Annotated in this window: 12 protein-coding genes and 1 tRNA gene; 4 read left to right on the top strand and 9 right to left on the bottom strand. The window is 59.8% G+C overall.

The features are described from left to right. Positions 1–434 precede the first annotated feature (434 nt). Positions 435–854, top strand: coding sequence for a hypothetical protein (locus BV034_RS14840; protein ID WP_050027786.1), 420 nt, complete (start codon positions 435–437; stop codon positions 852–854). 367 nt (positions 855–1,221) lie between these two features. On the opposite strand, the gene BV034_RS14835 is transcribed toward BV034_RS14840, so the two are convergent. The 8 genes from BV034_RS14835 to nusA form a co-directional block, all read right to left on the bottom strand. Continuing rightward, positions 1,222–2,964 carry a hypothetical protein gene (locus BV034_RS14835; protein ID WP_050027785.1) on the bottom strand — a complete coding sequence of 581 codons (1,743 nt, stop codon included), beginning with the start codon at positions 2,962–2,964 and terminating at the stop codon, positions 1,222–1,224. Between the two features lie 54 nt (positions 2,965–3,018). Then, positions 3,019–4,485 (bottom strand): MBOAT family O-acyltransferase, encoded by a 1,467-nt coding sequence (locus BV034_RS14830; RefSeq protein WP_050027784.1) that lies wholly within the window; start codon positions 4,483–4,485, stop codon positions 3,019–3,021. A gap of 80 nt (positions 4,486–4,565) precedes the next feature. Beyond that, positions 4,566–5,498: a bifunctional riboflavin kinase/FAD synthetase gene (locus tag BV034_RS14825; protein WP_050027783.1), complete on the bottom strand. Its 933-nt coding sequence runs from the start codon at positions 5,496–5,498 to the stop codon at positions 4,566–4,568. A gap of 112 nt (positions 5,499–5,610) precedes the next feature. After that, complete coding sequence (truB, locus tag BV034_RS14820; protein ID WP_050027782.1) at positions 5,611–6,339, bottom strand: tRNA pseudouridine(55) synthase TruB; 729 nt, start codon at positions 6,337–6,339, stop codon at positions 5,611–5,613. Next, complete coding sequence (locus BV034_RS14815) at positions 6,317–7,297, bottom strand: bifunctional oligoribonuclease/PAP phosphatase NrnA (RefSeq protein ID WP_050027781.1); 981 nt, start codon at positions 7,295–7,297, stop codon at positions 6,317–6,319. Before BV034_RS14815 ends, truB begins: the two co-directional genes overlap by 23 nt. Before the next feature lie 144 nt (positions 7,298–7,441). Next, complete coding sequence (gene rbfA, locus BV034_RS14810) at positions 7,442–7,891, bottom strand: 30S ribosome-binding factor RbfA (protein WP_050027780.1); 450 nt, start codon at positions 7,889–7,891, stop codon at positions 7,442–7,444. Between the two features lie 99 nt (positions 7,892–7,990). Beyond that, positions 7,991–10,300, bottom strand: a complete 2,310-nt coding sequence (gene infB / locus BV034_RS14805; protein WP_050027779.1) for a translation initiation factor IF-2 — start codon at positions 10,298–10,300, stop codon at positions 7,991–7,993. Positions 10,301–10,381: 81 nt separating this feature from the next. Beyond that, a complete protein-coding gene (gene nusA / locus BV034_RS14800; protein WP_050027778.1) occupies positions 10,382–11,635 on the bottom strand; it encodes a transcription termination factor NusA in 1,254 nt (417 codons plus the stop codon). A gap of 216 nt (positions 11,636–11,851) precedes the next feature. Between nusA and BV034_RS14795 the strand changes: the two genes are divergently transcribed. Together BV034_RS14795 and BV034_RS14790 are read left to right on the top strand one after the other, a co-directional pair. After that, positions 11,852–12,559 carry an HAD-IA family hydrolase gene (locus tag BV034_RS14795; RefSeq protein WP_050027777.1) on the top strand — a complete coding sequence of 236 codons (708 nt, stop codon included), beginning with the start codon at positions 11,852–11,854 and terminating at the stop codon, positions 12,557–12,559. Positions 12,560–12,629: 70 nt separating this feature from the next. Next, positions 12,630–12,701 (top strand) — tRNA-Lys (locus tag BV034_RS14790). Positions 12,702–13,069: 368 nt separating this feature from the next. Here BV034_RS14790 and BV034_RS14785 read toward each other — a convergent pair. Beyond that, positions 13,070–13,720 (bottom strand): hypothetical protein, encoded by a 651-nt coding sequence (locus BV034_RS14785; protein ID WP_265593022.1) that lies wholly within the window; start codon positions 13,718–13,720, stop codon positions 13,070–13,072. Positions 13,721–14,185: 465 nt separating this feature from the next. Here BV034_RS14785 and BV034_RS14780 point away from each other — a divergent pair, with 465 nt between their 5' ends. Continuing rightward, the gene (locus tag BV034_RS14780; RefSeq protein ID WP_050027775.1) at positions 14,186–15,580 is read left to right on the top strand and encodes a sulfatase; all 1,395 of its coding nucleotides are present in this window, start codon (positions 14,186–14,188) and stop codon (positions 15,578–15,580) included. The last annotated feature ends 212 nt before the right edge of the window (positions 15,581–15,792 follow it).

Genomic DNA, 15,792 nt, shown 5'->3' with positions numbered 1-15,792 from the left:
GCGGGGGAACTGCCGCTTTGGTGGAGCTTGTGAGGCACCACCACGATAGAGGCTGAGCGGGGCCGTTGTCCCCCAACCGCCGCCAGCCCCTGCTCACACCCCAAGGTTTCAGGAAGTCACAAGGGGCATGAAAGCGGCGATTCTCGCCGCACTCCAAAGATGCTTCGCATCCAGGGGTTGCTTCCGATCAATAGTCTGTACGCCCAACAGGCCTCCGATGTCTCACGCAGAGCAGCCCGCCGGATCCATCGCCACCTACCAAAACAACCCATTGACAAAAACTTCCCCGCCCGATCAAATACCCAAAGCCCATCAAGCCCATCGCTCTCCCTTCCCTCGCCTTTTGCATTTCTCTGGCACTTCCGCTCCTGGTTGCCTCCTGTTCCAGCCTCGCCACATCAACCTCCAAGAACAAGGACAAGGATCCCACTCCGATGGTGAGCAAGTTGACACCAGGGCAGTCGATCGAGGTGCAATTCCAATCGTCCGGCTGTTTCCACTACGCTAAACATCACCTCAAGATCATTCCTCAAGGTGACGGCTATCTTGCGACGGGCACCAGCCCTCAGACTTCAAGCCCACGCCAACCCAAAAACGAGCGCGCGAAGGCATCCAAACTCCACGACATCAGGCTGACGCAAAGCGATGCGGTCAAACTGGATCGACTCTTCGAGTTCTACCGCCACGTACGCGCAGGGGGCTGCACCACCAGCGACACGATCAGCCTGCAGGTCAAGTCTGGCACCAAGACGGTTTCCCAAGCGACCTTTAAAGACGAAACCTGCGACACTTATGATCGGCCCGAGTTGCTGACGATCCCAAAGTTGGTGAGCCGCATGCAAACGAATCCATAGATCCGGGCGTACATTGACGCTCGGGCGTCACCTGCACGCCATCTGCCCCTCCGACGTCGCAAGCATCGCAAATTCCCATACCACCACTCTACGCTCAACACCTGGCGACGAAGTCGCTTTGGAGTGCGCGCGGGAACCGCCGCTTTAGCGGAGCTTGTGAGGTCCACTCCACGATCGCGGTCGAGCAGGGTAATTGTCCCCCAACCGCCACCCCTGCTCACACCCCAAGATTTCAGGAACTCACAAGGGCCGAAAAAGCGGCGATTCTCGCGTACTCCAAAGATGCTTCGCATCCAGGTGATGAATGCGAATGCTCACCCGGACACGAATTCGCCCTTCGACATCGAAGGCATAATATCTCCCGCCCTTACGGAATCTCCTCCGCTTTTTCCACGAACCAGCGTTCCGCATCAAACGCGGTGCTTTCATCACTCAAATTGTAGTTCCCAAAGGCAGGCTCCTTCCCCTTCTTCACGTCCCACGGCACGACCGTCAGTCGGTAGCGCTTGCCTTGGGCAAAGGCGGCGGTGGGTTGCATCTGCTTCTCTTTGAAGGTCCACTGCACACCAAGGATCTGCTTGGCCTCCATCGCGCCGGTCACGACCTTGCCCACCTCATAGGTGGCGGTGTGGAGGGCGTTTGTATAGGGCGTGCCGTTGGGATCCTGGTTGGCGGACTTCTCGGTCAGCGTGGCCTCGACCACCACATCCTCTGCAGGGGCAGAGAGACCCGGCGCAACATCGACCGCCGCACCGGAGGAGGTCTTCTCACTGAACTTCACCCGGGCCCAGGTGATATTGGCAGCGCGCGCGGCGTTCGTGGAAAGCAGCACGTCACGAGCGGCGATCACCCAGATGACGAGCTTCTTCTCGCGCACTTCATCGTCGGGGCGGCGGGCCAGTTCACGGCGCACCTCAGTAGAGCCCTGGCCGTTCTTGGCTATCACATCCAGAGGACGCTGCAAAAGAAGGCTCAGGTGCTGGGCGAAACCAGCACGAATGGGCTGTTCAGGCTTCTCCGGATTCTCAAAGCCCAACGAGGGATCATCATAGATATTCACGAAACTGTCCCCCAGCAGCACCAGTGGTGAGCGGGTGTTCTGGGTGCCGTCGCCAATGACGCTAAGAAACACTTCTTCCTCCTCAAAGAACCGGTAGGGGTCCTTGAGATCCAGCAGCTTCACCAGATCTCCCAGGCTGCTGCGATGCACGCCATCCACGGCACGGATGGTCTGGAAGCCGGGGCCCAGAGCCTGCGGGTACTTGGTCTTCACATGATCTGCCACCTTCTCTGCAGCCAGTCGCATGGCGTCTGGCGTCCAGTGGGTGTCCTGCTTCAAGAACGCGTCCTTCTTCAGCTTGAGCGCCTCCTCACTCTCCTTGGCGATCTCGCGGTTCTGTGAGTTGGCTTCGAGGTAATACACCCGCTTGCGCTCGCCGCGCAGCTTCGAGAGATCCTGCGTGAGGTCCAGCACGTCCACCCCATTCTTTCGGAGCAGGCTGTAGAACGCAGGTGCATCGGGATGGGTCACCCAGGAGGGCGTTGACTGCGGGGCCACCTGCTCGTTGTAAATCATCGGCTTCAGCGGCACAGGCACCAGGAGGAGGTCGATGCCCCGCTCCTTGAGCTGGGCGGCGTACTCGATGATGAGCTCGCGGGTCTCTGGCACCTTGCCCAGCTCTGGGTCCTTCATCACGCTGAAGGGCTCCGGCTTGATGGGGCCATAACCGGTGAGTGCCTTCAAGTCCGGGTGGTAGAAGAGCCACCCCTCCCAACCCAGGTAGGTCTTGAGATTGCCTTCATCAGCGTACTCCAGCAGCATGCTCTGGGCCTTCTGCCGCAGCGCGACGCTGTAGCCTGCCTTGTCGGTGACCTTCTCCACCTCACGCAGATGGTGGACGATGTCCTGCTGCCCGGGGCGCCAGCTCAGCAAGCGGGCTGCAGGCGATTCCTTCCACTGCCCCTGACTGGCAAGGTACACATGCCAGCCCAGCGCGGGCAGAATGAGCATGAGCATGAAGCCTGCAATGAAGATCGTGGCGACGCCTTTACCGATCTCAAAGACCGTACGACAGCGTTCCTCCGCGAAGGGGTTGTGCATCTGGGACATGGCAGAAGTGGGGCAGAATGGGAAATCGAACCCGGAGAAACTCCGACGAGGAGACTAGAACTGGAAGTAGAGGAACGGACTGTGGCCACGGGTGACCATGATCGTGACGGCAATCAGGAAGAGCGGCACGCCGATGAGCGCCTTCCACAAGGTGAATCGCTGCAGCATGGTCTGCGTATTGGGCATAAACCAGACCGCGAAGGCGCAGATGACAAACTGGAAGAGATTGAACCCCCGAAGCAGTTCCGACTCCAGCAGCAGCGAGGTGGCCCCCGCATGGCCCTGGCCGAACATGGTGCCGAGGTAGCGCCAGGCGACATCGAAGTTCTCCGCACGGAAGAACACCCAGGTAATCAGCAGGATGAAGAACGTCAGCGGGATCTTCACCACGGCGGGAGCCCTGCCATAGAAGGAGTTTTTCCCCATGAGCCGCTCCAGCGCCAGCATGCCGCCATGGATGGCCCCCCAGATGACAAAGTTCCACGACGCGCCATGCCAGAGCCCGCCGATCACCATCGTCAGCATGAGATTGACATACGTGCGCCCTCGGCCTTTCCGGTTGCCCCCCAGAGGGATGTAGAGGTAGTCCCGCAGGAAGGTGGAGAGGGAGATGTGCCAGCGCCGCCAGAAGTCGGTAATGCTGACGCTCTTGTACGGCGAGTTGAAGTTCTCGATGAAGTAGAAGCCGAGCAACCGGGCCAAACCCACGGCCATGTCTGAGTACGCGCTGAAGTCAAAGTAGATCTGGAAAGCGTAGGCCACGATGCCGATCCAGGCCGCAAAAGTAGTGAGAGAGCCCGCTCCGCTGCCAAAGGCGCTGTCGGCAATGGCTCCCATGGGATCGGCCAGCAGGATCTTCTTCGCGAGACCGAAGCTGAAACGGGTGAGCCCGAGGGCAAACCCCTCCACCGTGTGCACGCGGTGGCGCATCTGGTGGTCGATGATGCCATAGCGCACAATGGGACCCGCGACCAGGTGCGGGAAGAGCGAGACGAAACAGGTGAAGTCCAGGAAAGAGTGCGCTGGCTTGGCGTGGCCACGATAGAGATCCACGCAGTAGCTCAAACTCTGGAAGACGTAGAACGAGATGCCCGCCGGCAGGATGATGTTCTGGAAGAAGGCGGGCACGGCCACGCTGCCCCACCCCATGGCGGAAGAGATGCCCTGGACCGAATCCACGGCGAACGCGGTGTACTTGAAAAAGGCGAGCGCGGCGAGGTTTGAGGTGACGGAGAGCACCACCCCCAGCTTCTTTCGTCGCCTCACATCCTCATCCGTCCCTCCCCGCTCCTTGAGCTTGTCCGCATTCGCGATCATCAGGCCCAGATTGTAGTCAAGCGCGGTGGTGCCCAGCATGAGCAGCACAAACCAGGGATTCCACCAGCCATAGAAGATCATCCCCGCGATGGTGAGATACAGGTGTCGCAGGGTGGTGTTGGTCTTCAGGCCCAGCAGCAGGTAGTAGCCAGACACTACCAGGGGCAGGAAATAGAAAATGAAGATGTGCGAACTAAAAACCACGCGCTGGACTTAAGCGGGAATGCCCATGGGTCAAGGGGAGTTGCCACCCGCTGACCGGGAGGACAGTCCACCCGAATGCCTCAAGCCACCGCCTGCAGCACGTTCCGCGCCTCTGTCGCATCCTTGGCGATCTGTGCCTTCAGAGCGTCCAGCCCGTCGAACTTCCGTTCATCCCGGAGCTTCTGGACAAAGGTCACCTCCATCTGGTGCCCGTAGAAGTCACCACTCTGGTCAAAAAGATGCACCTCCAGCGAGCGCTCCCCACTGGAGTCCACGGTGGGTCGAACCCCCAGATTGGCCACGCCGGGAAGGTCCCGTCCATCCAACTGAGCCCGCACGGCATAGACACCGGTGGGCGGCAGTTCTTCATTCTCCACCCGGACATTTGCCGTGGGGAAGCCCAGGGTGCGGCCGAGCTGACGCCCCACCACCACCTCCCCCAGGACTGTGTAGGGTCGCCCGAGGAGTTCGGCCGCCCGCGAGAAATCGGCCCCGCGCACGGCTTCACGGATGAGTGTGCTGCTGACAACCTCCTCACCCAGCTTTACCTCCGGCACTCCATAGACGCCGAATCCAAGCTCGCGCCCCAGCTCCATGAGCTGGTGAATGTTGCCTCCTCGCCCTTTCCCAAAACTCCAAGTGTATCCCACCGAGATGAAGCCCAGCGGCTGACAGCTCTGGCTCAGGGCCCCGACGAAGGTGGCCGCATCTGTTTTGGCGAAGTCTGGCGTGAACTTGCAAATGAGCACATCCGTCACGCCGAGCTGCTCCAAGATTTGAAGCTTGTGCCGGGTGCTGCACAAGAGTCGGGGGGCCGACTCCGGACGCAACACCCGCAGCGGATGGGGATCAAACGTCATGACCACCGCCGTCCCATGATGGGTGGCGGCGTGGTCCATGGCCGCCCGGATCACCTCCTGGTGCCCCAGATGCACCCCGTCAAACACCCCAATGGCCAGCGCCACCGGACCGCGAAGGGTCCGGAGATCGCCGATGGAAGTGTGAGTCCGCATGGGATTAGACAGTATGGGTCATACGCCGCACGCAATGAGAATGGAAGCGGATGACAACACCTTGTTAAGAGTCAGGCCTCAGATGCTAGACCATTTACCACTCATCGGTGCACTACGCTCCCCTCAGCTTGGACACATCGTACAGGGAGTACATGGCCGCCAGAGCTTCGTCACGACGGCCTTCTTTGAGCACATCGAAGGTCGTGAACTTGCCGGGCTGGAAAGTGAAGTGGCCGGAGCGAGTGCGGCGCAGCGCGCTCAAGTGGGCTCCGCAGCCGAGGTGCTGGCCCACGTCATGCGCGTAGGTGCGTACATAGAACCCCTTGCTGCAGACCACGCGGAAGTCGATCTCAGGGACCTCCACCCGGGTGAGTTCGTAGTCGAACACGTGGACCAACCGGGGCTCGCGCTCGATCACCTTCCCCTGTCGGGCCAGCTTGTAGAGAGGCACGCCGTCTTTCTTGATGGCGGAGACCATGGGCGGAATCTGGTAGAAATCCCCACGCATGGTGTCGAAGGCACCCTTGATCTGTTCATCCGTGAATGCGGACACTTCCCTTTCTTCGATGATCTCCCCTTCCCGATCCTGGGTGGAAGTGGTGGCACCCAGCCGCGCCGTGCCGGTGTACTCCTTGTCCTCACTCATCAGGAGATCCTGGATGCGCGTGGCATTGCCAATGACCAGGATGAGCATCCCGGTGGCCATGGGGTCCAGTGTGCCGCAGTGGCCGATCTTTTTCGTGTTCAGGCATCGGCGGGCCACCGCCACCACGTCGTGAGACGTCATGTCAGGCGACTTATCTACCAGGAGGACTCCACTAATCGGTTCGTTCGATTTCATTCTTTAATACTTCAAGGAAACGTGACTCTGCTTCTGCCACCGGGCCGGGCAGACGTGCCCCGGCAGCCATGACATGGCCCCCACCGCCAAACTCACCGCAGACGCGAGAGACATTGACGCGTGAATCTTTAGACCGGGCACTCACACGGATGCGCCCGTCGGGCAGTTCTTCAAAAATGACAGCGGCCACCACGCCCTCGATGGAGCGCATGATGTCGATGAGACCCTCGGTATCCCCGGGCTGGATCTGGATCTCCTGCTGCAGGGCCTGGCTCAACGCCCAGCTTGCCACCCGCTGCCCGCAGGTGAACTTCATCTCGTTGAGCAGCGCCTTCTGCAACAGCACCCGGCGCAGGGGATGGGTCTGGTAGAGTTGGGTCGCGAGAGCGGCCGTATCCAGCCCTGCCTCCATCATCTCCGCCACGATGCGATGCGTGCGCGGATTGGTGCTGCTGTATTGGAAGGATCCGGTGTCCGTACTGATGGCGGCGAAGAGATTCTCCCGCACCATCGCATCCATGGGGAACTGGCTGACCTGCAGCAGTTCATAGACGAGCTGACCCGCAGCAGGCGAGGCACTATCGATATGGTTGAAATGGCCGTAGCGCGGATTTGTGCCGTGATGATCCACATTGATGAGCACGGGTGCATTCTGAAAGGCGGTCAGCGTGCGCTCGCCCAAGCGGTCTTTCGCTGCGGTGTCCAGAGCCACGGCCACGTCCAGCTCCAGCGGCACGGCTTGGGAAACCTGCACGAGGTCCGACCCCGCCAGAAAAGTCAGATTGGGTGGGACGCCGTCCTCAGACAGGATCGAAACTGCCTTGCCCATCAGCTGCAGGCTGCGACCCAACCCCACAATGCTGCCAATGGCATCGCCATCAGGCCGCACGTGACAGGCGATGCCAATCCTCGACGCATCGCGAAGCAGGGCACCCAGATGGGACAGGCTGTCATTCATAGCTGGAGGGAATGGGAGAAGGTTGGAGCAGGAGATCGGGACGCACAGAACTCAGGAAGGCCGCCGGATCAAGGGGCAGCCTCGCTGAGTGTGCCGTGGCGACCGATCTGTTCTGACCGAAGTGGACCCAAATGGCAGCGGAGATCAGCGGGATTTGCCTGAGCCGTCGTCGCCAGCATCCTCGATCACCTCATCGCCTTCTTCAGCGGCGGCGGCCTTGTCAGCCCCCTCCTCAGCAACGGGCTCCTCGTCAGGGAGCGGCTCTGGGAGGTTTTCAATGAGGGCCAACACCCTCACGCCACGCTCGATGGAGGTGTCGTACTTGAAAGTGAGAGACGGAGAATTCTTAAGAATCACGCGCTTAAAGAGCTCCCGCTGGATCAGACCGCGGTTCTCATTGAGCTTGCGCAGGATGTTGGGCGCAGCGTGTTCCTTGCCGAGGACACCCACATAGATGAAGCACTGCTTCAGGTCAGGGGTGACATCGACCTCGTGAATGGTCACCACGGAGCCCGCAAAAGTGAAGTTGCGGTCCACAATGGGCCCCAACTCGCGCTTGATGAGCTCACGGACGCGCGCGAGGCGGTGGTTCATGTCGGTATTTGAAAAGAGGTTTGTGGGGTCGGGCATGCCCGGGCCTGAAGCCCATCGGCACTCCCGAACCCCGGGATGGATCGTAGAGAGGGCGACCGTTTAGAGCGTCTGCTGGATCTTCTCGAGCTCGTAGCACTCGATGACATCGTCCTCTTCATACTCCTGGTAGCCGCCGAGGCGGACACCGCACTCGAGACCATTGCGCACTTCCGGCACTTCCTCGTGGAAGCGGCGAAGCGTGTCCATGGAACCGTCATACACAGGCTGGTTGCCACGAATCACGCGGGCCCGGGCCTTGCGGTCCAGACGTCCGTCCGTGACCACACAACCGGCTACGCGACCACGGGTCAGCTTGAAGACAACCTTCACCTTGGCGTGGCCCAGGATCTTCTCGCGGGTCTCCGGATCAAGCAGGCCAAGGAGGGCCTCCTTCATCTGGTCGAGCAGTTCGTAGATGATGCTGAAGAGCTTCACCTGCACGCCCTCGCGTCTGGCGACGGCCACAGCAGTGGACTCCACCTTCACGTTGAAGCCGATGACGACGGCGTCAGAGGCACTGGCAAGAAGGATGTCGCTCTCAGAGATGGGACCGGCGGCGCTGTGCAGGATCTGCACCTTCGCCTTGTCGCTCTTGATCTCCATGAGGGTTTTCGTGATGGCCTCCATAGAGCCCTGCACGTCCGTCTTGAGAATGATCTTGAGCGTCTTCTTCGCACCCGCTTCGAGGTTGGCAAAGAGGGCCTCCAGAGTGCTGCGACGCGGGGCGGCGAGCTTCTTCTGGCGGATCTCTTCCTGCCGCTCTTCGCTCAGGCGCTTGGCGGTACGCTCATTGTCCATCTCCACCACTTCGTCACCCACATTGGGCAGACCACTGAAGCCAACCACCTCGGCAGGCATGCCGGGCTTCACTTCCTTGATGATCTGACCGCGATCGTTGATGAGGCTCTTCACCTTGCCCCAGTAAGGACCGCAGATGAAAGGCTCACCCACTTTGAGGGTGCCGTTCTGGACGATGACTGTCGCCATGGGGCCGCGACCGGCTTCCATACGGGACTCGATCACCGTGGCCCGCATTGGAGCCTTGGAATTGGCGCGCAGGTCGAGCACTTCAGCCTGCAGGGACATGGTCTCCAGCAAGTTGTCGATGCCGATGCCCTTCGTCGCGGAAACTTCCAACACTTCCGTTTCGCCACCCCACTCCACCGGCATGAGACCGGCTTCCTGGAGTTGCTGCTTCACTCGCATGGAGTTGGCTGCGGGCAGATCGCACTTGTTGATCGCCACCATGATGGTGACTCCCGCCGCCTTGGCGTGGTTGAGAGCCTCCACGGTCTGCGGCATGAAGCCGTCATCCGCTGCCACCACGAGCACGACGATGTCCGTCACGTTGGCGCCGCGAGCGCGCATCTCAGAGAAGGCGGCGTGACCCGGGGTGTCGATGAAAGTGATGGGCCGGTCGTTGTAGCTGACGCTGTAGGCACCAATGTGCTGGGTGATCCCGCCAGCTTCACCTGCCGTGACACTGGTCTTGCGGACCGCATCCAGGAGGGAGGTCTTGCCGTGGTCCACGTGACCCATGAAGGTGATGATGGGCGCGCGAAGCTCGAAGACGTCCTTCTCCTCAGCCTTGGGAGGCGGCGGCGGCGGCGGTTCTTCGATCTTCTCTTCCACCTTGTGGATGCCAGCACCTTTTTCGCGCTTCTCCTTCTCGAAGATGAAGCCGTGCTTCTCGCAAACCTTGGCCGCGATATCGGGCTCGATGGCGGTGTCCGCCTTGGCGAACACCTTGAATTCGATGAGGTCCTTGATGACGTGGAACACCTTCAGGCCCATGCGTTCGCACAGTTCCTTGACGATGATCGGCGGCTTCAGGTGGATGATCTTGGACTCCGAATTGTCTTCGGCAGGCTGGACAGGAGCTTCCGCAACGGGAGCCTCAGGCTCAGGAGCTTTGACCGGAGCCGGCGGTGCCGGGGGCTCCTCATGGCGGAGGAGGGAGATGGGCGGCAACACTTTGGAAGATGTCACCTGGAAGGGGCGGACGGGAGCCTCACTCGGCCCCTCCTCAGCACGACGCACACGGCGGGCTTCCTTCTTTTCCACCTCGTCAAACAAGGACAACGCCTCGGCCTTCACTTGGTCCAGCGTCTTTTTCGGAGGCTCAGGGGTGGTGGAGGCGGGCTTGGCGGGAGCCGCAGACTGCTGTGGGCGCGAGCCCAGCGGAGCAAAGGCGGAGCCAGTTTTGAGTTCACCCGTGCGCTTCTTCCGAGGACTTCCCTCGTCGTCGATGAGCGAAACCGCCCCGGGTTTGCCGGAACTCTTCGCCGCGGGCGCTGAGGCTCCCTGCGCCTCCTCGGTGGAAGAGGTGCGCTTGACGGGCTTGGAAGATGACGGGGGCTTGTTTGCCATGCGAGAGTTGGAAAAGTTCAGAAACTGAAAGAGTAACGAGCGATGCTGGAGAAAATTGGCGAAAGATCGGTGAAATAACGACTACGAACGAGAAGTGATGGCGGCTACCTTATCCACGATTTGCTGGGCAAGCTCCGCATCACCGTCCAGGATGGCGGCGATGTCATCGGCGTCTGCATCAGCGAAGTTGGAAAGGTCAGAGAGGCCCTCACCCACCAGTTTGCGGGCGATATTCTTGTCGATGTCGAGGTCTGCGGCGATGCGATGCACCGCCTCCTCCACATGGGATTCAAAGACCTTGGCTGCGTGCTCGTCCTTCTCGATCACGAGATCGTAACCGATGAGACGGGACGTCAGGCGGGCGTTTTGCCCCTTGCGGCCAATGGCCTTGGAGAGCTCTTCCTCACTGACGGTGAGGAGCACCCGCTTGTGATCCTCATCCACCTTGATGGAAAGGATCTTGATGGGCTTGAGCGCCTCCTTGGTGAACTCGGCAACGTCTTTGCTCCAGCGGATGATGTCCACTTTCTCGTTGTTGAGCTCACGCACAATGTTCTTCACGCGTGCGCCACGCAGGCCGACGCAAGCACCCACTGGGTCCACCTTGTCGTCCGCGCTGTGCACGGCCACCTTGGTACGGTAGCCCGCCTCACGGGCGATGCTCACGATCTCCACGGTGCGGTCCGCGATCTCGCTGACCTCAAATTCAAACAACCGGCGCACGAAGTTCGGGTGGCTGCGGGAAAGAATAATTTCCGGACCCCGGGAAGTACTCTTCTCCACCGCCTTGACGTAGAAACGCATGCGATCACCAGACGTGTAGTCCTCCGTGGGCACACGCTCACGGGAGGTCATGATGCCCTCGAACTTGCCGAGGTCCACGACGACGTCTGACTTGTCAAAACGACGGATCGTGCCGCTGACCACGTCACCGGTGCGATCTTTGAACTCATCATACAGGTTGGCCTTTTCGGCCTCCCGCAGGCGCTGCATCCACGTCTGCTTGGCCGTCTGGGCGGCGATACGACCGAAGTCCTTGGGAGTGACTTCGATGTCCACCTCGTCGCCTGGCTGGGCGTCGGCCTTCAGTTTGCGGGCATGCTTGACGGAAAGCTGCTCGAAAGGGTTCTCAACGGTCTCTGAAACCAGCAGGCGCGCGAAAGCACGAATGGATCCCTTGTCGGGATCGATCTCGATGCGCAGTTCCCGGGCGGGACCGATGCTTTTCTTCGAGGCGGCCAGCAAGGCGCTCTGAAGGGCATCGACCATTTTGGAACGGTCGATTCCCTTCTCCTTCTCGTAATATTCAAACAGGGCTTTAAGTTCGCTGACCATAAAACTTTGAGGGCTGCCTGTCCTGGACGAAAAAGAGCGGGACTCGTCCCACTCTTGCGTCAGGAGATTCGCTCTCAAGTCTTCGCCCCGGAAAGGAACGATAAAAGTACTCGATTGTGAAGATGTGGCAAGTGTTTTCTCTAAAATGGCTTCATGTACCAAACTCTGCCGTAGCTTTCTCTGGCAGAACGAAATAGCCCGTGCGAGAAGCGGCCCATGCCCCCTGTTTCGTGTGTCTTCTTCGACGCGGCCGGAACCCTGATCCGCCTCCGCGAACCCGTGGGCGAGTCCTATGCCAGGATTGCCGCGCGGCACGGGATTGAGGTCGATCCTCAGCCAGTGGAGACCGCCTTTCGCCAAGCCTGGAAGGCGACGCCTCCCCTCCTCCACCCCGATGGCCAGCCCCCGGCAGATGACGACGCCTCTTGGTGGCGAGCGCTGGTTGCCCGGACCTTTGCGACCGTCACTGGAGCCCCTCTGCCGGAGGAGACGCTCGATCCCCTCTTCGCCGAGCTATACGCCCACTTCGCCCGGCCAGGCGTTTGGGAACTCTACGAGGACGCCCTCCCCGCCCTGGAACATCTCCGCGATACCCACCGACTCTTTGTCCTCTCCAACTTCGACCGTCGCCTTCTCACCATCCTGGACGATCTCGGCATCGCCTCCCGCTTCGAGCGCATCCTTGTTTCCAGCGAGGTCGGTGCCAGCAAACCCCACCCGCGCATCTTTCATCGGGCGCTCGCTGCCGCCAGCGTTCCCGCCAGCCAGTGCCTGCATCTGGGTGATGATCGGAAGTGCGACTTTGAAGGCGCACAGCAGGCCGGCATGCACTCCCGGCTCGTTGATCGACCCGGCACCACCCTTCTCACTCTGGTGACTGAACTAGATGGCAACACGAAGGCCAACAGGGACGGTGAAAAATAAAATGCGAAAAAGTGATTTTGCCACTTGCACCGAGCTCCAAAATGCATATCTAAAACTCCCCTTCCAAAACGCGTGGGTAGCTCAGCGGTAGAGCAGTTGGCTTTTAACCAATTGGTCCTGGGTTCGATCCCCAGCCCACGCACTTTTCCCCTCTCTGAAGCAATCAGAAGTTGAGGAAACAACCGGAGAAAGCCGATGATCGAGCACATGATGCGTCCGTATCTCCCAAAATCGACCAGCAGGGCATCACGCGCACAGCCTGAGCGTTGATGCATTCAAGCCAGGACTGCACGATCGCGCCAGGGTTGGAGTTCCGCGTTTACGCGGTGTATCGAACCACTCCTCGCATGTTGCGAGTGCGAACCTTTTGCCGCTGGGGCAGCTGGAGACCACTCCAATCAGGATACAGGATAGCGCAATCGCATCGCAAGCGCCTCGATGTTCCCTATCTTACCCTCAACTGTCTTGCCGTCGCACCTCCTGAAAACCACCTTAAACGCTCCACAGCGTTTACTCTGGTCGGACTGGCTGATGCGATCCTGACTCAATGATTCGTCGGGCGTGTGTAAATGCCCTAGAATCTAACTCAGCCTCCAGACGAGACAATTCAGCAACGCGGTCGGGCCCCAATAGGACCACCAGTTGTGACTCGGCCCACGCAGTTTCGGCAGCCACCGCTTTTACATAATCCCGTCCGCCTTCCATCCCTCTGAGATCATGCTGGTGAAGCGCCTCATTTTTCTGATTCTCACGGGCGTGCAAGATCTCCAGCACCTGGTCGCAGGCCTCCAATCCAAGCTTCCAAGATGAGAACAGCGAACGATATGCTGGCTCCCTTGTACGCATCTTCGTCTTGACGACCTCCCGGCGGATTTCAGGAGTCGCAGCCCTCGCCACCTTGGCCATGCTTGCATTGATGGCCTCCCGCAACTCGGCTCCCCGCAGTTGAGTTACCTCCTCAGTACCAGGATCGACGTCCATGGGCATTTCAACCGGTTTTGGCAGTGGCCGGCTCCGTACTTCCGCAGATCGATTTCCGTGTTGAAGTCCCACTTTCCCAGATGCGGCGTCATGCTGACGATCTCGCCCATCAGGCAGAGAAAAATAAACCAACCCGAAGATTGGCAGCAGTGCAAAAGCGCCTCGTTGGATTTGTTTCATGGGATTGTCATGGCACGCCACCGCTTGAGAAGACCTTCGCGCACTGAGCTCCAGGATGCTAGTCGCAGTCGTTGGTAGAACTTGCACCCAAGAAATTTTGGGCACACAAACGATAAAGTCTATCCCCATAGCTTTAATGGCAAGAGCGACGGCAATCATCTTACACGGTCACACCTGCAAAATGCCATCAATTTTAATCTCGCTCCTGCTTACACATTCCCGGACCTCGCCAATCGACCTCCCCACTCCGAAGCTGCCTCGGGTCTACAAAGCTCCTCATGTTCCATTGACCATCGTCAGGCTAATCATTTCTCGTAATGACGCTGACTTGCGTGAATGAGTGAATCATGCTGGGATGCCTTGATGCATCGCTCCCTCCGTCCACATTCACCTTCCCTGGCTGCGACTCGGGGCCCGCTGGTTTACTCTGCGTTACAGAATGCATGGTGCACGTTGGCGATTGTCATGGGGCTGGTGACTAGCCTGATCGCCCTTGGGGGAAATCAGGTTGCCTGCGCCCAGGAGCCCGTTTCAGCCCCCTCCCCCTCCTCCAAGCCTCCGCACCTCGTAGTCTTTCTGGCGGACGACTATAGCTTCCTCGATTCCGAGTCTGAAGGGGCCAAGGATGTAAGCACGCCGAACCTCACGAAACTGGCCGCGGCAGGGATGACGTTCTCGCATGCCTTTGTCGCGTCACCCAGTTGTGCCCCGAGCCGGGCCGCACTGCTGACCGGGCTTACGCCGGCGCACAATGGTGCTCAGGTGAATCACTCGAAGCCGGGAGCGTCGATCAAAAAGCTGCCCGCCTATCTGAAGGAGATTGGGTACGAGGTCGTGGCCTTTGGAAAAGTTTCCCACTACAAGCACACGGCCGACTATGGGTTTGATCACTTCGAGCATGACACATTTCACGATCCTGAGGGCATTCCCTCGGCGATCCGATGGCTGAAGCAGCGCAAGAGTGACAAGCCGCTGTGCATCTTTGTCGGCTCGAACTGGCCTCACGTCCCCTGGCCTGCGCCCCCAGCAAATGCGGATCTCAGCAAGGCCGAGCTTCCACCTTCCCAAGCGGATACACCGGAAACTCGCCGGGCCCGCTTTGCCTACGCGGCAGCCGTGAAGCGCATGGACGATGAACTGGGTCAAGTCATGTCGACCGTGAAAGACACTCTGGGCACCCAGGTTGCCTTCATGATGACCAGCGATCACGGTGCTCAGTTCCCCTTCGGCAAGTGGAACTGCTATGACGCCGGCATCCGCGTGCCCATGGTGGTGTCCTGGCCGGGCGTCATTGCCCCAGGTTCACGGGTGGACGCCATGGTTAGCTGGGTGGACATCCTCCCCACGTTAGTCGATCTGGGAGGCGGCAAGCCACCGCCAGTTCACAACTCCGGAAAATGGGAGATTGAGGCAGGCATCGATGGACGCTCCTTTGCACCGGTGCTGCGCGGCGAGACCCAGGTGGCGCGCGACCGCATTTTCACCACCCACAGTGCGGACGGCAAGATGAACAACTACCCTATGCGCAGCATCCGCACGCAAGACTGGAAACTGATCCAGAACCTTACGCCAGAAGCCAACTACACGACTCACATCGACCTCGCCCCCAAAGGAAATGGCACCGGCTATTGGGGCGGTTTTTGGGAGACCTGGGAGAAGGCCGCGGAGACGGATCCCGCCATCGCCGCCAAGGTCAATCGCTACCATCATCGTCCCGCCGTCGAGCTATACGATCTGGTCAATGACCCGTTTGAGTTGAACAACCTCGCCGCAGACCCGACGCAAGCTGAGCGCGTCAAAACGTTGCGGGCGGAGCTGGATGATTGGAGACGCGACCAGCGGGAGTTGATGAGGCCTTGAGCGGATGCGCTGGGACAGGGAAGGCTGAGAAACTCTGCCGCGCAGACTGGAAATCAGCTATGCCGCCTCACAGGCAATACCGCAGCGCCCTACAGCCTTCAAGAAGCCCAACCACCCCCCAAAGCGGCATACCGCCAAACATCTACCCCATTGACCACATACCCCGATTAATGAGGCACAAGGCAGGCAGATCACACACCTCCACTGTAGCA

This window comes from Verrucomicrobium sp. BvORR034 (assembly GCF_000739635.1).
Classification (GTDB): domain Bacteria; phylum Verrucomicrobiota; class Verrucomicrobiia; order Verrucomicrobiales; family Verrucomicrobiaceae; genus Verrucomicrobium.
This window is presented reverse-complemented; position numbering and strand designations above follow the sequence as displayed.